This is a genomic window from Modestobacter altitudinis (assembly GCF_005930475.1).
GTDB lineage: Bacteria > Actinomycetota > Actinomycetes > Mycobacteriales > Geodermatophilaceae > Modestobacter > Modestobacter altitudinis.
The window spans coordinates 16030-37842 of record NZ_SJEW01000021.1 but is presented as its reverse complement, the minus strand read 5'-3'; the positions used below and the strand labels follow the sequence as shown (position 1 = coordinate 37842).

The window sequence follows — 21813 nt, the reverse complement described above, 5'->3', positions numbered from 1 at the left end:
CGGCGCGTCGGACCGACCGGGACCCACCGGTGTCGCATCGTGGCCCGGTGCGCGCCCGGTTCTCTCCCCTGCCCGTCCTGCTCAGCGCGGCCCTCGTCGCCGCGACGGCCGGCTGCGCCGCGTCGGAGGCGGCGACCAGCGCGCAGGAGTGCAGCCCGGTGTCCACCGACGCCCTCGTCCCCGACGACGGCGTCCTGGTCGGTGCCAACGTCGACTGGGGCAGCCAGACGCTGGCCGAGTACGGCACCGCGCTGGGCCACCGGCCCGCCGTCGCGGTCAGCTTCAGCGGGCTGCCGATGAGCGCGGCGGACGGGTCGAACGTGGCCGGGGCGGTCGAGCAGGTCCGGGCCGACGGCGGGGTCCTGCTGCTGACGCTGGAGCCCACCGGCGGCCTCGCGACGGTCACCGACGCGGTCGCCGCCGACCTCGCCGGGCGGCTGGAGGAGTGGAACCGCTCGGGCGTCCCCGTCGTCGTCCGGTTCGCGCACGAGATGAACGGCTCCTGGTACGCCTGGGGGCAGCAGCCGGCCGCGTACGTGGCGGCCTTCCGCCGGGTCGCGGCCGCCGTGCACGCGGGCGCACCGGGGTCGGCGATGATGTGGGCGCCGAACTACGGCGGCGGCCACCCCTTCGCCGGCGGTCCGTACCAGGCGGTCGCGGGGAGCCCCGACGCCGCGGTGCTGGACACCGACGGCGACGGCGCGGTCACCGCGCTCGACGACCCCTACGCGCCGTACTGGCCCGGCACCGACGTCGTGGACTGGGTGGGCATGTCGCTCTACCACTGGGGCGACGTGGCGCCGTGGGGCGAGAACGAGGTGCCCGAGCCGGGCAAGCTGGTCGCCCAGCTGACCGGGGAGTACGTCGGCCTCGGCGGTGACGACCGTGCGCTGCCGGACTTCCACGGCGTCTACGGGGTCGGGTACGACAAGCCCCTCGCCGTCCCGGAGACCGCGGCGCTGTACGTCCCGGGGGCCGGCGGCGCCGACGAGGCTGCGGTCAAGCAGAGCTGGTGGCGGCAGGTGTTCGACCCCGGCCTGCACCAGGCACTGCCGCGGCTGGCGATGGTCAACTGGTTCGAGTGGGACAAGCAGGAGTCCGAGGTCGACGCGGAGGTCGACTGGCGGGTCACCGCCGACCCCGCGCTGCGCAGCGCCTATGCCGCCGACCTCCCCGCCTGGGCGCGGTGGGCCGAGGCCCTGCCGCCCTGCGCACCCTGACCCCCCGGCGGTCCGCTGACCCGCGGGTCAGGGGACGGCGCGCCGGCGGACGACCAGCCAGTGGTTGTCCGAGCCGTCGTGCCGGTAGGTGAGCTCGTCGACCACGGCGAGGACCAGCGCGAGGCCCCGGCCGGACTCGGCCATCACGTCGGGCATGGTCGCCGCGTCGAAGTCGACCTCCACCCGGCGCCCGGGGTCGCGGAACCGTGCCTCGAGCCGGTCGTCGAACACGTCGACCCCGAGGTGGAACTCGATCGGGGCCGCCCCCGCACCGTGCTCGACGATGTTGCCGGCGATCTCGGTGACGCCGAGCTCGAAGCGCATGCGGTCGTCGGGCTCGACGTCCGGATTGCCGGCCCACACCTCCACCAGCAGCGCGTGCACGTGGTCGAGGGACGCCGGCACGGCTGGGCTGCGGATGCTGTGGCGTGCCTCAGTCGTCACGGAGGGCCTCGGCGACACTGCCGTACGGGCGGAGGACCCGGTCGAGGTTGGTGAGCTGCAGGACCGTCATCACCTGCGGCTGCAGCCCGGCGATGCGCAGGTCGCCGCCGGCCTGCCGGGCCTGCTTCAGCCCGCCGATGACCGCGCCCAGGCCGGAGGAGTCCATGAACTCGCAGTCTCCGAGGTCGACGACGACCCGGGTGCGGCCGTCCTGGACGGCCCCGCTGACGACCTCGCGCAGGTCGGCCGCGTGCACCATGGTCAGCCGCCCCAGCGGGCGGACCACCGCCACGTCGGCGGCCTGCGTCGTGTCCAGCTCGATCATGATCCGGTCCTCTCCGTCACCCGGGGTGCCCGGTAGCGCGCGGCCCGCAGCACGATGCTGAGGACCGTCAGGTCGTAGGCCACCCACGCCAGGTTGACGTAGGTGCCCTGGGGGGTGGCCAGCCCGTGCTGCAGCCGCACGACGCCGATCGCGGCAGCGACGACCAGGACGGTCATGGCGACCAGCTGCGGTCGGACCAGCCGCCAGGTCGGGCCGCGGTCCGTGCCGGCCTTCGGCGTCACGACGAAGCCCAGCTCCCGCGAGAAGAACACGTTGCCCACCGCGGTGACGCAGGCGCGGATCCACAGCGGGAAGAGCGCCAGGCTGTACTGCTGCCCGCGCCAGGTCCGGAGGCCGTGGCCCACCACGCGGAACAGCACCTGGCTGACCACGAGGTAGGGCAGCAGGTGGAGCCAGAAGGCGTTCCCGTAGCTGGTCACCGGCTGCACGCCGGCGACCAGGTACAGGACCGGGGCGGCCAGGAAGGCGAGCGCCGCGAAACCGGCCAGGTAGCTCCACATGGTGGCCAGGTACATCAACCGCTGGCCGACGCTGAGCCCCCGCTGGACCAGCGGGTTCTCCTTGAGCATCACCTGCAGGGTGCCCTGCGACCAGCGCAGCCGCTGCTGCAGCATCGCGCCCAGGCTCTCCGGTGCGAGGCCGCGGGCGAGCACCTCGTGGTGGTAGACGGTGTGCCAGCCCAGGGCGTGCAGCCGCATCGCGGTGGCCATGTCCTCGGTGACCGAGATGGTCGCCAGCGGCATCACCGGCTGGGCCTCGTCGGCCCGGTCGACCTCGACCGCGGCGACCAGTGCCTTGACCGACTCCAGCGCGCCGAGCGGCGACCAGGAGCGGTGGGCCAGCGTGGTCAGCACCACGTCGTCGATGCGCGTGGCGAGCGCGCCGCCGGTGCCGAGCGACGGCAGCGCCTCGATCTCGGCCAGGTCGGCCTGCAGCCGGGCCAGGTCGTCGGACACGACGTCCCGGCCGGCGTCGTCGACGCGCTGCTGGAAGCGGTGGGTGATCTCCGAGACCGGCTGGCCGGCCCTGAGCTCGGTGCGGGCCCGGTGGACGGCGACGTCGACGGAGTCCAGGGCGGCGAGCACGGCCGGCCCGTGCCGGGCGGCCTCGCGGCGTGCCCCGGCGACCACCGACCCGGCCGCACGCAGCGCCCGGGTGACACCGCGCTCGACGTCGCGGACGTAGCCCACGATGCCCAGCTGCATCAGCGCGTCGCGCCGGACGACCGCGTTCGACCCGCAGAAGTAGGCGGCGTTCCAGCCGTCCTTGCCCTGCTGGATCGGGCCGTAGAAGAGCGGCGCCTGGCTGCCGAGGACGTCGGCGTCGTCGACGTTGGAGAACCACTGCGGGGTCTGGACCAGGCCGACCCGGGGGTCGTCGAACCAGCCCAGTGTGCGGGTCAGGATGTCCGGCGAGGGCACCTGGTCGGCGTCGAGGACCAGCAGGAACTCGCCCTCGGTGACCAGCAGCGCGTTGTTGAGGTTCCCGGCCTTGGCGTGCCGCGGCCGGCCGGCCCAGTCGGCACTGCGGGTGAGGTACCCGACGCCGGCCTGCAGCGCCGCGGTGCGCATCTCCTCGCGGTCACCGTCGTCCAGCACCCAGGTGCGGTGCGGGTGCCGGATGGCGAGGGCGGCGCGGGCGGTGGCCATGACCAGCTCGACCGGCTCGTCGTAGGTCGTGACGAAGACGTCGACGGTCGCGTCCGCCGGAGCCGGCGGGGCGTCCGCGCGCTGCCGGATCCGCCAGGTGGTGAGCCCGAAGAAGAACGCGTCGACGAGGCTGAAGGTCTCCGCCAGCGCCAGCGGGACGGCGATCCACCAGTGCGTCCAGTTGACCGACTCCAGCCAGCGCCAGACCAGGTAGTCCAGGCCGGCGAGCACGGTCAGCACGACCAGCACCCGGATGAGCAGCCGGCGCGCCGGGGACACGACCCGCAGGGCGCGGTGCCGGCTCACGTGGTGCGCCTGACCGCCACCACGGTGACGTCGTCGACCCGGACGCCCAGCCGGCGGGCGAGCACGGTGAAGCGGTCGACGAGGTGGGTCGCGTCCACGCAGTCCCGGACGACGTCGGCGATCTGCTCGAGGGAGTCCAGCGTGCCGTCGTAGAGGTCGAGCAGCCCGTCGCTGAACGCGATCGCAGTGTCCCCTGGCTGGAGCTGCACGACCTGCTCGGTCCACGTCTGGTCGGGCAGGACGCCCAGCGGCAGGCCGCCGTCCTGCGGCCGGTGTGCTGACCCGTCGGCCCGGACGAGCAGCATCAGCCCGTGGCCGGCGTCGGCGTAGTGCAGCTCGTGGGCGACCGTGTCCAGTCGCGCGTGGCAGAGGGTGACCATCCGCCCGGTGCGCTCCAGGTCTTCGTGGAGCGTGGCCGCAGCTCTGGTGAGGGCCTGGCCGGGGTCGCCGTCCCGGGTGGTCGAGCGCATGACCGCCCGGACGGTCGCCATGATGATCGAGGCGGGCAGCCCCTTCCCCATGACGTCGGCCAGCGTCACGACCAGCTGACCGTCGGGGGCGTGGTACCAGTCGAAGAAGTCCCCGCCCACGCTGCCGGCGGGCAGGCACATGCCGGCCACCTCGTAGCCGGCGACCTCGGGGACGCGCCGGGGCAGCAGCGCCTGCTGGACCCGCGCCGCGCTGTCCAGCTCCGCGGTGCGGTCGAGCTCGCGCTGGACCCAGGAGGCGAGCTCGGCGAGCAGGCCCTGCTCGGCCTCGCTGAAGTGGCGCGGGCGGTCGTCGACCAGGCAGAGCGCGCCCACCCGGTGGCCGCCCGGGCCCTCGAGCGGCTGGCCGGCGTAGAAGCGGATGTGCGGGGAGCCGACGACCGACGGGTTGGTGGCGAACCGCTCGTCCTCGGTCGCGTCCTCGACGACGAGCATGGCGCTGTCCCGGATGGTGTGGTCGCAGAAGGCCGCCTCCCGCGGGCCGTCGCCGAGGGCCATCGGGCCGTGCTGGGACTTGTGCACCTGCACCCGGTCGGTGACCAGGGTGACCGCTGCCGCCGACACACCGAAGAGCTGCTGGGCCATCCGGGTGATGCGGTCGAACCGCTCCTCGGGGCCCCGGCGGAGGACGTCGAGCATCTCCAGCGAACGGAGCCGGGCCAGCTCGTCGACCGCCGTCAGGACGGCGGCCCGGGACTCGGTCGCTGTGGGCACGGGCTCTCCTCTCGGGGTCCGACCAGGTCGGGAACCCGGTGCAGACGAGGCCCGCGGGAGTCGCGGCCCTCTCCCGTCCAGCATCGGCGCGTGGACCGGAGAGCTTGAGGAGCTGCTCCGGCCCCGGCGCCACGGGGGGCGTCGGGGCCGGACCCCGGGCGGGGCAGGCGATCGTCTCCGGGTCGGGGGCCCCGCCGGTCGGCTGACGCGCGGCTGCCTCCGGCCGCGACCCCGTCGTCCTGGGCGGGTCGGTCTCAGGGCTGGGCGGGCTGCTCCACGTCGATCGAGGCCTCGTCCGCGAACAGCGGGGGCAGGTAGCGGAGCATGAGCACCGACCAGGTCAGATGGGTGAGCGCGGGCGCCTGGATGCCGCCGGTGACCCGGCGCTGGAAGGCGAACAGCAGGCCCATCGGCACCGAGGCGAGCACCAGCGCCGGGTTGCGGGTGGCCACCGTCGCGAGCGTGTAGACGGCGGAGGACTTCAGCACCGGGTGCTCGACGCCGACCGCCGCGTACAGCGCGCCGCGGAAGAAGACCTCCTCGGCGAGGCCGTTGGCCAGCGTGGTCGTGGTGACCAGCGCCGGATTGCCCTGCTGGGCGTAGCGCAGCACCCGGGTGACCGCGGCCTCCAACGGCGGGATCCGCTTGGCCACCAGCGCCGCCGCGTAGAACAGCCCGAAGGCGCCCGCGCCGCCCACGACGGGGGTGAGCAGCGGCCGGCGCAGGGTGGCCCGCGGCGTCTGCACCCAGCCCAGGTGCAGCGGCCCGGACGCCAGCCCGCCGGCCACCCAGGTCCCGGCCACGCCGAGGGTCAGCGCGTAGAACGACGCCGAGTCCGGCTTCCGCGACAACGACACCCCGAGCAGCCCGGCGCCGGCCACCGACACCGCAGCGGTCACCCGGCGCCGGCGGCGGAAGGCCGCGTCGGACTCGTGGTGGTCGCGCGGCACCTTGTCCACCAGCCAGGCCGGCGCCCGGGACAGCAGCCGGGTGAGCCCGTCGTCGGAGATCAGCTGCTCCCCGATGCGGCGGCGCGCCCGGGTCACCGGATCCGACCCAGGCCTGCGGCGGTCTTCCCGTGCCGGGCCGCCCGCCGGGCCTCCGCGCGTTCCTTCAGCGCGGTCAGCACGGCGTCGTCGTAGGACATCGGCTCGAAGGGCACGATGCGACGGATCGCGTCGTCGGTGACCACCACCTCGTTGGTCATCGAGTCGATCAGCGACCGACCGGTCTGCACGTCGACGTCGGTGACCAGCGCCAGCCAGCGCGAGGACAGCTGCGGCGTCAGCAGCGGCACCGGGACGATGAGCAGCTTGCGGCCCTGGATCTCCGCGACCCGGGTGAGCATCTCCAGGTACTCCAGCACCTCCGGCCCGCCGACCTCGAGGGTCCGACCCTCGGCCTCCGGCGCCTCCAGCACGCCGACCAGGTAGCGGACGACGTCGGCCACCGCGATCGGCTGGGTCCTGGTGTGCACCCAGCGCGGGGTGACCATCGCCGGCAGGTGCGCGACGAGCTGGCGGGTCATCTCCCAGGAGACGCCGCCGTGGCCGATCACGATCCCGGCCCGCAGCACGGTCACCGGCACCCCGCCCTCGGCCAGCAGCCGCTCGACCTGGCGGCGGCTGCGCAGGTGCGCGGACAGCTGGTCGGAGTCGTCGCCGAGCCCCCCGAGGTAGACGATCCGGCCGACGCCGGCGTCCGCGGCCGCGCGGGCGAAGGACCGCGCTGCCTGGGCGTCCCGCTCCTGGAAGTCAGCGGAGTCCAGCGAGTGGACCAGGTAGTACGCCGCGTCGCAGCCGTCGAGGGCGGCTCGCAGCGACGACTCGTCGGACACGTCGCCGGCGACCGGTGCCCCGGCGCCGGAGTACCGGTCCGGGTGCCGGGTCATCGCCCGCACCTCGTGCCCCGCCTCCTCCAGGGCCGGCGCCAGCCGACCGCCCACGAACCCCGATGCCCCGGTGACCAGTACTCGCACCCCTCCACCCTCTCGCCCCGTTGGGTGTGGCGCGACTCCGCGGCACACGACCCACCGGGCGGGGGCTGTCGGCGGGCGCGATGATCGGCGGATGGGATCCCCCGGCGAGGAACGCAACGTCCTGGGTGGCCCGCTCGAGCCCTGCGGCACCGACCCGATGACCGGGTTCACCCGGGACGGCTCCTGCCGCAGCGGCCCGGACGACCTGGGCAGCCACACCGTCTGCGCCGTCGTCTCCGCGGAGTTCCTGGAGATGCAGCGGCAGCTGGGCAACGACCTCGGCACACCGCGCCCGGAGTACGACTTCCCCGGGCTGCGGCCCGGTGACCGCTGGTGCGTCGTCGCGGCGCGCTGGCTGCAGGCCCTGCAGGCGGGCGCGCCGGCCGGGGTGGTGCTCGCAGCGACCCACGCGAAGGCCCTGGAGGTGGTCCCGCTGGAGGCGTTGCGGTCGCAGGCCGTCGACGTCCCCGACGACCTCTCCTCACTGGGGGAACAGCCCTCCGACGGCGACGGTTGAGCCGCTCGACCGCACCCGCCACGTCGAGGAGCCCCCGTGAGCGACCTGCTGGACCTGCCCGTGACCACCCTCACCGGCGAGCCGACCACCCTCGGCGCGCTGACCGCCGGACGTGCCGCTCTGGTGGTCAACGTGGCCAGCCGCTGCGGCCTGACCCCGCAGTACGCCCAGCTGGAGGAGCTGCACGAGGAGTACGCCGACCGCGGGTTCACCGTGCTCGGCGTCCCGTGCAACCAGTTCGCCGGCCAGGAGCCGGGCACCGCCGAGGAGATCAGCACGTTCTGCTCGGCCACCTACGGAGTCACCTTCCCGATGACCGAGAAGCTCGAGGTCAACGGGGACGCCGCCGCTCCGCTCTACCGCCGGCTCACCGAGGTGCCCGACGCCGCGGGCGAGGCCGGGCCGGTGCAGTGGAACTTCGAGAAGTTCGTGCTGGACGCGCAGGGGCAGGTCGTCGGCCGCTTCCGGCCGCGCACCGAGCCCACCGCCCCCGAGGTGCGCGCCGCGATCGAGTCCGCGCTCGCCTGACCGGCCGACGGCGGGCGATGACCTACCTTCCTCCTCGGTCGGCGCAGTCGCGCCGGCCCGCTGACCAGGAGGAGCCCCGATGACCACGTCCCCCGCCGGCTGGTACCCCGATCCGGCCGGCAGCGGCGGGCTGCGCTGGTGGGACGGCGGGAGCTGGGGCCTGGCCGGCCGTCGGGGTGGCGGTCGCGGTGCTCGTCTTCGCGTTCGCCGACCTCGTCTGAGGAGACCGCTGTGAGCGACCGACCGCCGCTGCCCCCGTTCACCGCCGAGACCGCTGCGCAGAAGGTGCAGGCGGCCGAGGACGCCTGGAACAGCCGCGACCCGCAGCGGGTGTCGCTGGCCTACACCGAGGACTCGGTGTGGCGGAACCGCGACACCTTCCTCACCGGACGGGCGGAGATCGTCGCGTTCCTGACCGCCAAGTGGGAGCGGGAGCTGGACTACGCGCTGCGCAAGTCGCTGTGGGCGTTCACCGATGACCGGATCGCGGTCCGGTTCCAGTACGAGTGGCACGACGCCGCCGGGCAGTGGTGGCGCAGCTACGGCAACGAGAACTGGGAGTTCGACCCGCACGGGCTGATGCGCCGCCGGGAGGCCAGCATCGACGACGTCCCGATCACCGTGGCGGAGCGGCGGATCACCGGCCCGCGCACGCCCGGCGAGCCGGAGATCCCGCTCCGCTGATCGTCTGCTGCTCCCGGTGACGCTCGAGCTCTGCCCCCAGGTGTGTGGGCAGAGCTCGACTGACGCCGACACCTCCTCTGCGGAGGCTCGAGCTCTGCTCCACATCTGGAGCAGAGCTCGACTCGCCGTCCACAGGTACGGCGTCCGGCTCGGGTCAGGTCGTCGGGTCGGTGCCCTCCGTCGTCCCGCCGTCCGTGGTGCCGCCGTCCGTGATGCCGGGAGCCCCGGCGCGGGGTCCGCCCGGCGGCATGCCGCCGCTCCCGTCGGGTGGCGTGCCGAACTGCCGGCCGCCCTCCGTGCCGTCGGGCACGCTCTGCGTCGTCGAGGTCCCGGTGTCCGCGGAGGCGGTGTCGGCGGTGGCCTGGCCGACGACCACGCCGACGGCCACCCCCACGGCGAGCAGTCCGACGACGGCCGCGCCCATCCGCACCGTGCCGCGCCGGGACGACGGTCGGGACGCCGCGGGCGCTGGAGGAGGAACGGCCGGCTGCGGCGGGACCGGAGCGGCGAACGGGTGATCGGGCTCGGTCATCGGTGCTCCTCGTGCTCGGGGATGTGCACGAGGAGGTTCGACCGCGTCGCTGTGCACGGCGCCGCCCACCGCTGGGCCCGGCCTGTGAAGATGAGCGGGGCCGGGTGGCCGCGGGACGGCCACGTCCGACAGCATGAGCGGGTCCGGCGGCTCTGGTGGCCGCCGGCAGGTGAGGAGCGCGGACCGTGAGCACGTCGAGGAGCAACCGGGTCAAGGCCGTGATCAGCACGGTGACCCTGACCGGCGCGGCCATGGGCTGGCTGACCGCCTGCGGCGCCGGGGGCGAGGACGAGAACGAGGCCCGCGAGGTCTACTGCGTCGACGAGCAGGACCGGGTCGTCGACGACGACCAGTGCGAGGAGGCCGAGCGCAACGGCGGGTTCGTCGGCGGGCTCCCCTTCTTCTTCCTGCTCGGCGGCTTCGGCGGCAACCGCTACGGGGTCGGGCAGACCATCCCCCGCCAGTACACCGGTGCCGCCACCCGGCTGAACCCCTCCGACAGCAGCGCGCGGTCCCGCGCCGGCATGCCGAGCACCGGGAAGGTCGCCTCGGGCACCCGCATCTCCGGCGGCATCGGCAAGGGCTCCGTCGGAGGGAGCAGCGGCTCGTGAGGCGGTTGTACGGCACGGCTCGGCTCGGCTGGGAGGCCGAGATCGAGTCCCAGGGCCTGGTCTACAACAAGACGACCGTCCCCGGCGGTGACACCCGCTCGTACTGGCGGGAGGACGTGTTCTACGACTTCACCGGCGCCGAGATCGACCGGCTGGCCGAGACCACCGACCAGCTGTTCGCCGCCTGCGTGGAGGCCGGGGAACTGGCGCTGTCCGACGAGCGGCTGCTGGACCGGATGCGGATCCCGAAGGACGCCCGAGACGTCATCCGGGGCACCTGGGAGTACGAGCCGCCGAGCATCTACGGCCGGTTCGACCTGTGGTGGGACGGCGTGGCGGCGCCCCGGCTGCTGGAGTTCAACGCCGACACCCCGACGTCGCTGGTCGAGGCCGCGGTGGTCCAGTGGGCGTGGCACCTGGAGACCGGGCAGGGCAAGGACCAGTGGAACCAGCTCGACGACCGGCTCGTGGACGCCTGGCGGCGGAACCTGTCGCGCTGGGAGGCGCACTACCGACGCCGTCCGGAGCGGGTGCACCTGGCCTGGACCGAGGGCGACCGCAGCGGCGAGGACTGGATGACGGTGGCCTACATGGCCGACTGCGTGCGCCGGGCCGGCTACGAACCGGTCGTGCTGACCACCGAGGAGCTGGGTCTGGACACCGGTGACGCCCGGTTCTACGACCCGCAGGGCAACCGGCTCGACGTCGTCTTCAAGCTCTACCCCTGGGAGTGGCTGCTCGAGGACGAGTACGGCCCGTCGGTGATCGCCGACATCCGCCGCCCGGGCGGGACGACGTGGATCGAGCCGATCTGGAAGATGCTCTGGTCGAACAAGGGGCTGCTGCCGGTGCTCTGGCAGCGCTACGAGCACGACCCGGTGATCTCCCGGTACCTGCTGCCGGCGTTCTTCGCCGACGATCCGCGGGCCGGGGAGCTGCGGGAGACCGGGTTCGCCCGCAAGCCGCTGTTCGGCCGCGAGGGGAACAACGTCGAGCTGGTCGCGTCGGGCGGTGAGGTGCTGGCGTCGATCGGTGGCCGGTACGGCGCGGAGGGCTGGGTCGTGCAACAGCTGTGCGCGCTGCCGGACTTCGCAGGTCCGGACGGCCCGCACCACCCGGTGCTCGGCGCGTGGGTGGTGGACGGCGAGGCCGCGGGGCTGGGCGTCCGCGAGTCCGACGGTCTGATCACCGACGACCTGTCCTTCTTCGTCCCGCACACCATCGACTTCGTGCGGCCGCCGAACACCACCTGGTCGGCCTGACCCGGTCCCACGGCCTCACCACCCTGGCCCGTCCGTCAGCGCGGCCACCGCGGCGAGCAGCGCACCGGCCAGCGCGTAGGACGCCAGCACGTCGGTCAGCCAGTGGTCGCCCAGGTACAGCCGGCTGGCACCCATCACGGCCGAGGCCCCCGCGGCCCCGGCCACTGCCAGCACGCGTGGGCCCACCGACCGGGTGGCCCGCCAGACGACCAGCGCCACCGCGCCGGCCAGCGCGGTGACGACCAGCGTGTGCGCCGACGGGAAGCCCGAACCGGTCTCCGGCACCCCGAGCATGGCGGCGGTGGCCGGCCGGGCCCGGCCCACGACCGCCTTGACCAGCTCGGCGAGCGCCACCGCGCCGACCACCGAGGCGCCGAGCGTCAGCAGCGGTGACACGGAGCGGCTGCGGACGGCGATGAGCAGGACGATCGCGGCGGCGAGCAACGCGGCTGCGCCGTCCAGGACGGTGCCGCTGACCGCCTCGAAGAAGCCGGTCAGCGCGCTGCTGCGGTGCCCGACGAACCAGCTGAGCACCGGGGCGTCGTCCTCGGCCAGCCCCTCCCGGGTCACCACCATCCCCAGCACCACGCCCCAGACCAGGAGCAGGGCTGCGCTGGACCACCACAGCGGCGCCGCCGGCCGGCGACCCGGCGATGCGGTGGCGCTCACCGCCGACCCGTTGCGGGGGTCGCGGTCACGGGCGGGGTCCGGTCCCGCTCCGTGACGGCCAGGAAGCCGACCACGGTGAGGATCACCACCAGGAACACCAGGCTGGTCACCGTCGTCCCCAGGCCCAGCCCGCCGTCCGCCCGGTCCTGCGACAGCCCGTCCCCGAGGGAGGCGCCGAGCGGCCGGGTGAGCACGTAGGCGATCCAGAACGTGAGGACGGCGTTCGCGCGGAACACCAGGTGACTGACGGCGACCGCCGCGATGAGCACGGAGACGACCAGCGCCGTGGGCCAGTACCCGAGGCCCAGCTTCTCGTCGACCAGGTCGCCGACCGCCGTCCCCAGGGCGAAGGTGACCAGGATGGCCAGCCAGTAGAAGCCCTCCCGGCGGCCGGTGACGATGCTGTGGATCGACAGCGTCCCCTCCGTCGCGTACCAGGCGGCGAAGGTGACGGCGAGCGCCACGGCGAACACGACGGTGCTCACCACCAGCGGCACGCCGAGGGCGTCGGTGAGGTTGTCGGTGACCAGCGTGCCCACGACGCTGATGAGCACCACGGTCAGCCAGTACAGCGCCGGCACGTAGCGGCGGGCCCGGAACTGAGCGGCGAGGGCGACGAGGAAGACGACCGACATGAGCACGGTCGTGCCCCCCAGGCCGAGCCCGAGGCCGGACAGGAAGTCGGCGAAGGTCTCCCCGACGGTGGTGGCCAGCACCTTGATCACCCAGAAGAAGAGGGTGACCTCGGGGACCTTGTTCAGCAGCTGACGCGCGTGCCGCGCGCCGACCGGGGAGTTCGCCATGCCTGCAGGGTCGGCTCCACGCCCTGAACGGCGCCTGAACGGCTCTGCCGCGTGGCGGCGGCGGTCGGGCACCATCGTCGCCGTGCCCGAGGTGCTGGTGGTGGAGGACGACGGTGCGCTGCGTGCCGCGGTGGCCCGCGCGCTGCGGGAGCACGACCTGGAGGTGACGACGGCCGCCGACGGCACCGGGGCCCTCGCCGCGGCCGGGCGGGGGCCGGACACCCGCTTCGCCGCGGTCGTGCTGGACATCGGGCTGCCGGACTCCGACGGCCGGGACGTCTGCCAGGCGCTGCGGGCCCGCGGGATCGACGTCCCGGTGCTGTTCCTCACCGCCCGCGACCAGTTGCACGACCTGCTGTCGGGGTACGCCGCGGGCGGCGACGAGTACCTGACGAAGCCCTTCCACGTGCGGGAGCTGGTCGTCCGGTTGCAGGCGCTCCTCCGTCGTGGGGCCGCCCGCCCGCTGCCCCAGCCGGCGGTGCTGCAGCTGGACCCCGCCGCCCACGCACTCGACGGACCGGCCGGGCGCCAGTCGCTGACCCCGACGGAGTTCCGGCTGCTCGCCGCGCTGATGGCCGCCCCCGGCGACGTGGTCCGCCGCCGGGAGCTGGCCCGGGCCGGGTGGCCGGAGGGTGCGATCGTCGCGGACAACACCCTCGACCAGTACGTCGCCCGGCTGCGCCGCAAGCTCGCCGAGGCCGGCGACCACGGCCGGTCGATCGGGACCGTCGTCGGCGTCGGCTACCGGTTCCAGTGAGCGTGCTGCGCCGGTCGAGCCTGCGGGACCGGCTCTCCTGGTCGGCCTCCGCCGTGGTCGCTGCGTGGGTCCTGCTGCTCGCGGTGGGGGCGAACCTGCTGCTGACCTCGGCGCTGTCCGGCCAGGCCGACAGCGTGCTGGAGGCCCGGGCCCAGGCGACCGCGATCACCCTGGACGTCGCCCCCTCGGGCGCGCTCACGGTCGACGAGGGGCAGGACGACCAGGCACTGGACCTGGGCACCTGGATCGTCGCCGCGGACGGCACCGTGGTCGAGGGCCCGCCGGGCAGCCCCCCGCGGCTGGACCGCGCCGCGCTGGAGCTCGCCGCGAGCGGCCGGCGGACGACGGAGGTCGGCGACCAGGACCCGCTGCGGCTCCTCGCCCTGCCGGTCGTCCGAGGGGACGACCGGGTGGCGACGGTGGTCACCAGCACGAGCCTCACCCCCTACCGGCAGCTGGAGCGGCTCGCGCTGTGGGGCAGCGCGGCGGTTGCGCTCGTGCTGCTGGTCATCGTGCACCTGGTGCTGCGGGCGAACGTGCGCCGCGCGCTGCGCCCGGTGCAGGAGATGAGCGAGCAGGCGGCCCGGTGGAGCGCTGAGGACGTGGACCGCCGCTTCGGCTCCCAGCCCCGCCCGACCGAGCTCGCCGAACTGGCGGGGACCCTCGACGGAGTGCTGGACCGGCTGTCCGCCGTGCTGCGGCACGAGCAGCGGCTGACCGCCGAGCTGTCCCACGAGCTGCGGACGCCGCTGGCACGGCTGCGGGCCGAGGTCGACCTGACCCGGGAGCGCCGTCCGCAGGACCAGGCCGTGGCCACCGGGCTGGCCGCGGTGGACGCCGCCGCCGGCGACATGCAGCAGATCATCGAGACGCTGCTGGCCTCGGCCCGGGCCGGCACCCGGACCGCGCCGGGTCGCTGCTCTCCGACGCAGGCCGTCGCCGACCTGGTGGTGGCGACGGCGGCCCCGCCCGGGGTGCGGGTCTCCGTCGACATCGACCGCGCCCTCACCGTCGGCGTGGACGCCGCCGTGCTGCAGCGGTTGCTCGCGCCGGTGCTGGACAACGCCCTCCGGTACGCCCGCAGCTCGATCACCGTGCACGGCGAGCGCACCAGGGACGGCGTGCTCCTCGTCGTCTCGGACGACGGGCAGGGGGTGGCCGCCGCCGACGTCGACCGGGTGTGCGACCCCGGCTGGCGCGGCGACCCCGAGGACGGCCACCCCGGCGGTGGGCTCGGGCTCGCCCTCGCCGCCCGGCTGGCGGCCGCCTCGGCCGGGGCGCTCACCTGCCGTCCCGGACCCGGCGGCCGGTTCGAGATCCGGCTGCCTCCGGGCTGAACGCGGTCGGCCCGCCGTCGAGCCCGCCACCGGACCTGCACGTTCAGGCGGCGTTCAGGTCCACCGACCTACCGTCCCGGGGGTGAGTGGACTCCTCGACCCGACGCATCTGATCAACACCTTCGGGCTCGTCGGGGTCATGGTCGTCCTCTTCGCCGAGTGCGGACTGCTGGTGGGCTTCTTCCTGCCCGGGGACTCGCTGCTGTTCACCGTCGGGCTGCTCGTGGCCGGTGGCCTCGTCGCTCCGCTCTGGGTCGTGCTGCTGTTCCTGCCCGTCGCCGCGGTCGCCGGGAACCTGGTCGGTTACTGGATCGGGCGGAAGGCCGGTCCGGCCGTGTTCAGCCGACCGGACTCGAGGCTCTTCAGGGCCGAGTACGTCGAGCGGTCGGTGGCCTTCTTCGAGCGCAACGGCACCCGGACCATCCTGCTGGCCCGCTTCGTGCCGGTCATCCGCACCTTCGCGACCGTGATGGCCGGTGCCTCCCGGATGGACGTCGGCCGCTACACCGTGAACTCGGTCATCGGCGGTGTCGCCTGGACGACCGTGGTGACCCTGCTCGGCTACTGGCTGGGCCAGGTCGCGGTCGTCCGGGACCACGTCGAGCTGTTCGTCCTGGGGGTCGTCGCGCTCTCCCTCGTGCCCGTGGCGGTCGAGGTCGTCCGTGGCCGCCTGGCCCGGCAGCACTGCGCATGACCCACCGCCGTGACCCGGGCCGGCCGCATGCTCCGTCGCGCCCTGCAGGTGGGCGCCGGCCTGACGGTGCCGTGGCCGGTCACGAGGTGGTGAGGTCCCGGGTGGCCGAGCCGGCCGCGGCGAGCAGGTCGTCCCGGGTGGGCTCGGCCAGCACCCGGCCGTCCGGGCGGATCACGATCGGCCGGGTGCCGCCGTCGCCACCCGCCTCGGCGAACAGCGTGCGGGCCGCCGCGTCCTCGGCCGGGTCGAGCCACTGGTGCGCGATCCCGTCCTCGGCCAGCTCGGCCTGCAGTCGCTGGCTGGCCGGCCACCGGCGGTCGCCCACCACCCGCAGCCCGTTGGCCTGCCCGATCAGCATCGCCCGGCGCAGCAGGAACGACCGGGTGATGAGGTCGCCCAGCTCGCGGTCGCGGGCCAGCAGCGCCCGGAGCTGCTCCAGGGTGATCACCACGACCTCCCCGGCCTCGGCGGCCACCAGCGAGCGCACCGGCCGCTGACCGGCGAGCTGGTTGAGACCGCCGAGGAACCGCCCGGGCCCGTTGATGGCGACCACGCGCTTGCCCGGCCCCTCCAGCGGACCCTCGACGATCGCCACGGACCCGGACAGGATCACGAAGAAGTCGTACTCCGCGGCGCCGGAGCGCAGCAGCACCTGCCCGTGCTCGGTGCGCAGCCGCCGGCCGACCCGGGTGAGCGCGGTGAGCTGCGCCGGGGTGAGTCGCGGGGTCGACCCGTCGTCCGGGGTCTCCTCGAACCCGCCGTCGGGCAGGCGGGTGATGCCCGGGAGCTCGGCCGACGGGGACAGCGTCACCCCACGCACGGCCGCCGACGTGGCCCCCGACGGCGGCAGCGGCTGACGGCCGGGGCCGCGCGGGTCGCTGGCCAGGAGCGCGGCGGCGAGCGCGTCGGTGGTCGTCGGCCCCTCGTGCCGCACGCCGTTGACGAAGAAGGTCGGCGTGCCGGTCACCCCGCTGGCCTCGGCCGAGGCGACGTCCTCGCGCACCCGCGAGGCGAAGGTCCCGTCGCCGAGCTCCCGGGCGAACCGGCCCAGGTCCAGCCCCAGGGCGGCTGCGTGGTCGAGCAGCTCGCCGGCCTCGAGCTGGTCCTGGTGGGCGAAGAGCCGGTCGTGCATGGCCCAGAAGGCACCCTGCGCACCGGCGGCCTCGACGGCCTCGGCGGCCAGCTCGGCGTGCGGGTGGACGTCGGGCAGCGGGAGGTGCCGGAAGACGTAGCGCAGGTCCTCGCCGAACCGGCGGCGCAGCTCGCTGAGCACGCCGGTGGCCCGCCCGCAGAACGGGCACTCGACGTCACCGAACTCGACCAGCTCCAGCGGGGCGCCGACCGCCCCCCGCACGTGGTCGCGCTCCGGGTCGACCGGTGGGTCCAGCCGGCGGGCGGCCGGGGTCTCCTCCGCGGGGTCGCGCCGGCCGAGCAGCCGGAACCACACCGCCCCGAGGACGGCGGCGGTGAGCGCGGCCGCGAGGATGCCGACCCGCGCCTCGTCCTGCAGCTCGGGATCGGTGAAGGCGAGGTCGGTGACGAAGAGGGAGACGGTGAAGCCCAGCCCGGACAGCACCGCGCCGCCCCAGACGCTGCGCAGGTCTACCCCGGGCGGCAGCCGGCCGAGCCGGAACCGCACCGCGGCGGTCGCGGCCACCCCGACGCCGAGGAACTTGCCGAGCACCAGGGCGACGAAGACGCCGATGGTGACCGGCGAGGTCAGCGCCCGGGCCATCAGATCGGTGCTCAGGTGCACCCCGGCGTTGGCCAGCGCGAACACCGGGACGACGACGTAACCGCTCCAGGGCACCAGCAGCGCGCCGATCCGCTCGTTCGGCGAGATCGCCCGCTCCACCGAGAGCTTCGCCTGCCGGGCCAGGGCCGGGTCCGGCGACTGGCGGAAGGCCCGGGTCAGCAAGCCGGCGGACTCGACCTCGCTGCGGCGCGGCGGGTAGGCGCTGACCAGCAGTCCCAGCACCACCCCGCCGATCGTCGGGCTGACCCCGGAGGCCTCCATCGACAGCCACATCACCACCCCGACGGCGAAGTAGAACGGCCCACGCCAGACCTGCAGCCGGGTGAGCAGGTAGAAGGCGAGGACGCAGAGGCCGGCGACGGCCAGCGCCAGCAGGTCGATCTCCTCGGAGTAGAACACCGCGATGGCGCTCAGCGCGCCGATGTCGTCGACCACCGACAGCGACAGCAGGAAGACCCGCAGCTGGGTGGGGCAGCGCGGACCGACGAGCGCGAGGACGCCGAGCAGGAAGGCGGTGTCGGTGGCCATCGCGATGCCCCACCCGTGGGCGCCCGGCCCGCCGGCGTTGAACGCCGTGTAGACCAGCGCCGGGACGACGAGCCCGGCGAGCGCCGCGAGGGTGGGCACCGAGAGCCGGTTGCGCTGGGTGAGCTCACCCATCTGCAGCTCGCGGCGGACCTCCATCCCGATGAGGAAGAAGAAGAAGACCATCAGGCCCTCGTTCACCCAGTGCTGCAGGGACTCGGTGACCCCGGCGGACCCGAACCGGACGGCGAACTCGGTGTGCCACAGCCGGTCGTAGGAGTCGCCCCACGGCGAGTTGGCCCACAGCAGCGCGACGACCGTCGCGGCGACGAGCAGGGCGGCACTCGCCGCCTCGGTGGCGATGAAGCGGCGCACCGGGGCGGAGAGCTGGGCGATGAGGTGCCGCGAGCTCGACCGGGTCGTCGTCCGCGCTGAGGTCACCGGCACTTCCTACCGCCCCGGTGTGACGCCTGGGGAACCCCTCAGCCCAGGACGACGAGCAGGTCACCGCCCTCGACCTGCTGGACGGCGCTGATCGCCACCCGGGTCACCGACCCCGCCCGCGGCGCGGTGATCGAGGCCTCCATCTTCATCGCCTCGATGGTGCCGATCTGGGTGCCGGCCTCGACCTCGTCGCCCTCGGACACCGCGAGGGTGACGACGCCGGCGAACGGCGCGGCCACCTGGCCCGGGTCGCTGCGGTCGGCCTTCTCCGCGGGCTGGACGTCGGCCGAGACGGACCGGTCCCGCACCGACACCGGCCGCAGCTGGCCGTTCATCGTGCACATCACCGTCCGCATGCCGCGCTCGTCGGCGTCGGAGACCGCCTCGATGCCGATGAGCAGCCGGACACCGGGCTCGAGGTCGACCTGGTGCTCGGTGCCTGCGCGCAGCCCGTAGAGGAACTCCTTGCTGGGCAGGACGCTGGTGTCGCCGTAGGTGTCGCGGTGCTGCTCGTACTCCTTGGTGGGGCCGGGGAACAGCAGCCGGTTCAGCGTCGCCCGGGGCTCTTTCGCCAGCCCGTCGAGGTCGTCGTCGGTGAGCTCGGCGGGCGGCTCGGCCGGACGGCGTCCCTCCAGTGCCCGGCTGCGGAACGGCTCGGGCCAGCCGCCGGGTGGGTCGCCCAGCTCGCCGCGCAGGAAGCCGACGACGGAGTCGGGCAGGTCGTGCGTGCCGGGGTCGGCGGCGAAGTCGTCGGCCCCGACCCCGGCGCCGACCAGCTGCAGCGCCAGGTCACCGACCACCTTCGACGACGGGGTGACCTTGACCAGCCGGCCGAGCAGCCGGTCGGCCGCGGCGTACATCGCCTCGACCTCCTCGAACCGCTGGCCCAGGCCCAGGGCGATGGCCTGCTGGCGCAGGTTGGACAACTGCCCGCCGGGGATCTCGTGGGTGTAGACCCGCCCGGTCGGTGCGGGCAGCCCGGACTCGAACGGGGCGTACACCCGGCGGACCGCCTCCCAGTAGGGCTCGAGGTCGTTGACCGCGCGCAGGTCCAGCCCGGTGGCCCGCTCGGTGTGGTCGGTGGCCGCGACGATGCTGCTCAGCGCCGGCTGGCTGGTGGTGCCGGCGAGGGCCGCGCTGGCGCCGTCCACGGCGTCGACGCCGGCCTGCCAGGCGGCCATCAGGGTGGCCAGCTGCCCGCCGGGGGTGTCGTGGGTGTGCAGGTGCACCGGCAGGTCGAACCGCTCGCGCAGCGCCGTGACCAGGGTCGCCGCCGCCGGCGGGCGGAGCAGCCCGGCCATGTCCTTGACAGCGAGCACGTGCGCGCCGGCCTGCACGATCTGCTCGGCCAGCCGCAGGTAGTAGTCCAGGTCGTACAGCTGCTCGGCCGGGTCGGAGAGGTCGGCGGTGTAGCAGAGCGCGACCTCGGCGACCGCCGTCCCGGTCTCCCGGACGGCGTCGATGGCCGGGCGCATCTGGCTGACGTCGTTGAGCGCGTCGAACACCCGGAAGACGTCGATGCCGGTGCGGGCGGCCTCGGCCACGAACGCCGTCGTCACCTGCTCCGGGTACGGCGTGTAGCCCACGGTGTTCCGCCCGCGCAGCAGCATCTGCAGGCAGACGTTCGGCACCGCCTCGCGCAGCGCGGCCAGCCGGTCCCAGGGGTCCTCGTGCAGGAACCGCAGCGCGACGTCGTAGGTGGCCCCGCCCCAGGCCTCGATGCTCAGCAGCTCGGGTGTGGCCCGGGCCACGTGCCCGGCTACGGCGACCAGGTCCTTGGTGCGCACCCGGGTGGCCAGCAGCGACTGGTGGGCGTCCCGGAAGGTGGTGTCGGTGACCGCGAGCGCGGTCTGCGCGCGCAGGTCGGCGGCGAAGCCCTCCGGACCGAGCGCGCGCAGCCGGTCGCGGGAGCCCTCGGTCGGTGGGCGGCTCAGGTCCAGCCGCGGCAGCTTCTCGGTCGGGTCGACCAGGTGCGGCCGCTCGCCGAACGGCTGGTTCACCGTCACGTCGGCCAGGTAGCTGAGCACCTTGGTACCCCGGTCGGCCGAGGAGCGGGCGGTGAGCAGCTCCGGGCGCTCCTCGATGAACGACGTCGTCACCCGGCCGGCCCGGAAGTCCGGGTCGTCGAGCACCGCCTGCAGGAACGGGATGTTGGTCGAGACGCCGCGGATCCGGAACTCAGCCACCGCCCGCCGCGCGCGGGCCACCGCGAGGTCCCAGGTGCGGCCGCGGCAGGTGAGCTTGACCAGCATCGAGTCGAAGTAGGCGCCCACCTCCGCGCCGAGGGTGGCGGCGCCGTCCAGCCGGACCCCGGCGCCACCGGGCGAGCGGTAGGCGGTGATCCGGCCGGTGTCCGGGCGGAATCCGTTGGCCGGGTCCTCCGTGGTGATCCGGGTCTGCAGCGCCGCCCCGCGCAGCACGATCGAGTCCTGGGACAGGCCGAGGTCGGCCAGCGTCTCCCCCGCCGCGATCCGCAGCTGGGACTGCACCAGGTCGACGTCGGTGACCTCCTCGGTGACGGTGTGCTCGACCTGGATCCGCGGGTTCATCTCGATGAACACGTGCCGGCCCTCGCGGTCGACCAGGAACTCGACGGTCCCCGCGCAGGTGTAGTCGATGGCCCGGGCGAAGGCGACCGCGTCGGCACAGATCCGCTCCCGCAACTGCGGGTCGAGGTTCGGCGCCGGGGCGATCTCGATGACCTTCTGGTGCCGGCGCTGCACCGAGCAGTCCCGCTCGAACAGGTGGATGACCTCGCCCTCGCCGTCGGCGAGGATCTGCACCTCGATGTGCCGGGGGTCGACGACCGCCTGCTCGAGGAAGACGGTGGCGTCGCCGAACGCCGACTCCGCCTCCCGCATCGCCGCCTCGATCGCGCCGCGGAGCTGGCTGCGGTCGTCCACCCGGCGCATGCCGCGTCCCCCGCCACCGGCCACGGCTTTGACGAAGATCGGCCCCTCGATCTCCTCGGCGGCGGTCAGCAGCACGTCGACGTGGTCGCCCGGCTCGGTGCCCTGCAGCACCGGCAGACCGGCGTCCCGGGCCGCGGCGATCGCCCGCGACTTGTCACCGGTCAGCTCCAGCACCGCGGCCGAGGGACCGACGAAGGTGATCCCCGCCTGGGCACACGCCTCGGCGAGGTCGGGGTTCTCCGACAGGAACCCGTAGCCGGGGTAGACGGCGTCGGCCCCGGCCCGCTGCGCGGCGCGGACGATCTCCGCGACGTCCAGGTAGGCCCGCACCGGGTGCCCGGGCTCGCCGATCTCATAACTCTCGTCGGCCTTGAGCCGGTGCACGGAGTTGCGGTCCTCGTGCGGGAAGACGGCGACCGTCCCGGCACCGAGCTCGTAGGCGGCACGGAACGCGCGGACGGCGATCTCGCCACGGTTGGCCACCAGCACCTTCTCGAACACGGGGGTCTCCTCTCGTGTCGGGTGGCCGCCGGAGCCGCCCTCGTCGGGCTGACGCTAGCGGCGACGTCCGACGGTGCGGTCGTGGGAGAGGTCCGTTGTGCACGACGTGAGTGGTCGCGAGGATCCCGGGTAGCGG

The 21813-nt window shown here is 74.4% G+C and carries 21 protein-coding genes; 10 read left to right on the top strand and 11 right to left on the bottom strand.

Annotated elements, in window-relative coordinates; genetic code table 11:
- Positions 1–47 precede the first annotated feature (47 nt).
- A complete protein-coding gene (locus FHL79_RS10235; RefSeq protein WP_171058102.1) occupies positions 48–1220 on the top strand; it encodes a glycosyl hydrolase in 1173 nt (390 codons plus the stop codon).
- 27 nt (positions 1221–1247) lie between these two features.
- Here the strand turns inward: FHL79_RS10235 and FHL79_RS10230 are convergent, their stop codons facing one another.
- The 6 genes from FHL79_RS10230 to FHL79_RS10205 all read right to left on the bottom strand — a co-directional run bounded on the left by FHL79_RS10230 (position 1248) and on the right by FHL79_RS10205 (position 7145).
- Positions 1248–1625: an ATP-binding protein gene (locus tag FHL79_RS10230; RefSeq protein ID WP_171058101.1), complete on the bottom strand. Its 378-nt coding sequence runs from the start codon at positions 1623–1625 to the stop codon at positions 1248–1250.
- 28 nt (positions 1626–1653) lie between these two features.
- The gene (locus FHL79_RS10225; protein WP_138758496.1) at positions 1654–1989 is read right to left on the bottom strand and encodes an STAS domain-containing protein; all 336 of its coding nucleotides are present in this window, start codon (positions 1987–1989) and stop codon (positions 1654–1656) included.
- The gene (locus FHL79_RS10220; RefSeq protein ID WP_218938416.1) at positions 1986–3965 is read right to left on the bottom strand and encodes a glycosyltransferase family 2 protein; all 1980 of its coding nucleotides are present in this window, start codon (positions 3963–3965) and stop codon (positions 1986–1988) included. Before FHL79_RS10220 ends, FHL79_RS10225 begins: the two co-directional genes overlap by 4 nt.
- Positions 3962–5167: a PP2C family protein-serine/threonine phosphatase gene (locus tag FHL79_RS10215; protein ID WP_218938415.1), complete on the bottom strand. Its 1206-nt coding sequence runs from the start codon at positions 5165–5167 to the stop codon at positions 3962–3964. The genes FHL79_RS10220 and FHL79_RS10215 overlap by 4 nt, the downstream gene beginning before the upstream one ends.
- Before the next feature lie 254 nt (positions 5168–5421).
- Positions 5422–6213 carry a CPBP family intramembrane glutamic endopeptidase gene (locus FHL79_RS10210; RefSeq protein WP_138758494.1) on the bottom strand — a complete coding sequence of 264 codons (792 nt, stop codon included), beginning with the start codon at positions 6211–6213 and terminating at the stop codon, positions 5422–5424.
- A complete protein-coding gene (locus FHL79_RS10205) occupies positions 6210–7145 on the bottom strand; it encodes an NAD(P)H-binding protein (protein WP_138758493.1) in 936 nt (311 codons plus the stop codon). The genes FHL79_RS10210 and FHL79_RS10205 overlap by 4 nt, the downstream gene beginning before the upstream one ends.
- 91 nt (positions 7146–7236) lie before the next feature.
- On the opposite strand from FHL79_RS10205, the gene FHL79_RS10200 reads away from it, so the two are divergent.
- From FHL79_RS10200 to FHL79_RS10185, 4 genes are all read left to right on the top strand, one after another.
- A complete protein-coding gene (locus FHL79_RS10200; protein ID WP_138758492.1) occupies positions 7237–7662 on the top strand; it encodes a DUF2237 family protein in 426 nt (141 codons plus the stop codon).
- Between the two features lie 36 nt (positions 7663–7698).
- Positions 7699–8190 carry a glutathione peroxidase gene (locus FHL79_RS10195; RefSeq protein ID WP_138758491.1) on the top strand — a complete coding sequence of 164 codons (492 nt, stop codon included), beginning with the start codon at positions 7699–7701 and terminating at the stop codon, positions 8188–8190.
- A 79-nt stretch (positions 8191–8269) separates the two neighbouring features.
- Entirely contained in the window at positions 8270–8425 is a 156-nt protein-coding gene (locus FHL79_RS26475; protein WP_138758490.1) for a DUF2510 domain-containing protein, read from the top strand.
- On the top strand, positions 8422–8874 hold the full coding sequence (locus tag FHL79_RS10185; protein WP_138758489.1) for a nuclear transport factor 2 family protein: 453 nt from the start codon (positions 8422–8424) through the stop codon (positions 8872–8874). Before FHL79_RS26475 ends, FHL79_RS10185 begins: the two co-directional genes overlap by 4 nt.
- 154 nt (positions 8875–9028) lie before the next feature.
- Here FHL79_RS10185 and FHL79_RS10180 read toward each other — a convergent pair whose 3' ends face one another.
- On the bottom strand, positions 9029–9406 hold the full coding sequence (locus tag FHL79_RS10180; protein WP_138758488.1) for a hypothetical protein: 378 nt from the start codon (positions 9404–9406) through the stop codon (positions 9029–9031).
- A 185-nt stretch (positions 9407–9591) separates the two neighbouring features.
- Between FHL79_RS10180 and FHL79_RS10175 the strand changes: the two genes are divergently transcribed.
- Positions 9592–10017, top strand: a complete 426-nt coding sequence (locus FHL79_RS10175) for a hypothetical protein (RefSeq protein WP_138758487.1) — start codon at positions 9592–9594, stop codon at positions 10015–10017.
- Positions 10014–11279, top strand: a complete 1266-nt coding sequence (locus tag FHL79_RS10170) for a glutathionylspermidine synthase family protein (RefSeq protein ID WP_138758486.1) — start codon at positions 10014–10016, stop codon at positions 11277–11279. The genes FHL79_RS10175 and FHL79_RS10170 overlap by 4 nt, the downstream gene beginning before the upstream one ends.
- 15 nt (positions 11280–11294) lie before the next feature.
- Here the strand turns inward: FHL79_RS10170 and FHL79_RS10165 are convergent, their stop codons facing one another.
- Both FHL79_RS10165 and FHL79_RS10160 read right to left on the bottom strand, forming a co-directional pair.
- The gene (locus FHL79_RS10165; protein WP_138758485.1) at positions 11295–11948 is read right to left on the bottom strand and encodes a phosphatase PAP2 family protein; all 654 of its coding nucleotides are present in this window, start codon (positions 11946–11948) and stop codon (positions 11295–11297) included.
- On the bottom strand, positions 11945–12751 hold the full coding sequence (locus FHL79_RS10160; protein ID WP_138758484.1) for a COG4705 family protein: 807 nt from the start codon (positions 12749–12751) through the stop codon (positions 11945–11947). Before FHL79_RS10160 ends, FHL79_RS10165 begins: the two co-directional genes overlap by 4 nt.
- 82 nt (positions 12752–12833) lie before the next feature.
- Between FHL79_RS10160 and FHL79_RS10155 the strand changes: the two genes are divergently transcribed.
- The 3 genes from FHL79_RS10155 to FHL79_RS10145 all read left to right on the top strand — a co-directional run bounded on the left by FHL79_RS10155 (position 12834) and on the right by FHL79_RS10145 (position 15539).
- Entirely contained in the window at positions 12834–13508 is a 675-nt protein-coding gene (locus tag FHL79_RS10155) for a response regulator transcription factor (protein ID WP_218938414.1), read from the top strand.
- Positions 13505–14845, top strand: coding sequence for an ATP-binding protein (locus FHL79_RS10150; protein ID WP_138758482.1), 1341 nt, complete (start codon positions 13505–13507; stop codon positions 14843–14845). The genes FHL79_RS10155 and FHL79_RS10150 overlap by 4 nt, the downstream gene beginning before the upstream one ends.
- An 82-nt stretch (positions 14846–14927) precedes the next feature.
- A complete protein-coding gene (locus FHL79_RS10145; protein ID WP_246080594.1) occupies positions 14928–15539 on the top strand; it encodes a DedA family protein in 612 nt (203 codons plus the stop codon).
- A 79-nt stretch (positions 15540–15618) separates the two neighbouring features.
- Here the strand turns inward: FHL79_RS10145 and nhaA are convergent, their stop codons facing one another.
- Positions 15619–18261 carry a Na+/H+ antiporter NhaA gene (gene nhaA / locus FHL79_RS10140; protein ID WP_171058100.1) on the bottom strand — a complete coding sequence of 881 codons (2643 nt, stop codon included), beginning with the start codon at positions 18259–18261 and terminating at the stop codon, positions 15619–15621.
- 41 nt (positions 18262–18302) lie between these two features.
- On the bottom strand, positions 18303–21677 hold the full coding sequence (locus tag FHL79_RS10135) for a pyruvate carboxylase (protein WP_138758481.1): 3375 nt from the start codon (positions 21675–21677) through the stop codon (positions 18303–18305).
- Positions 21678–21813: the final 136 nt, after the last annotated feature.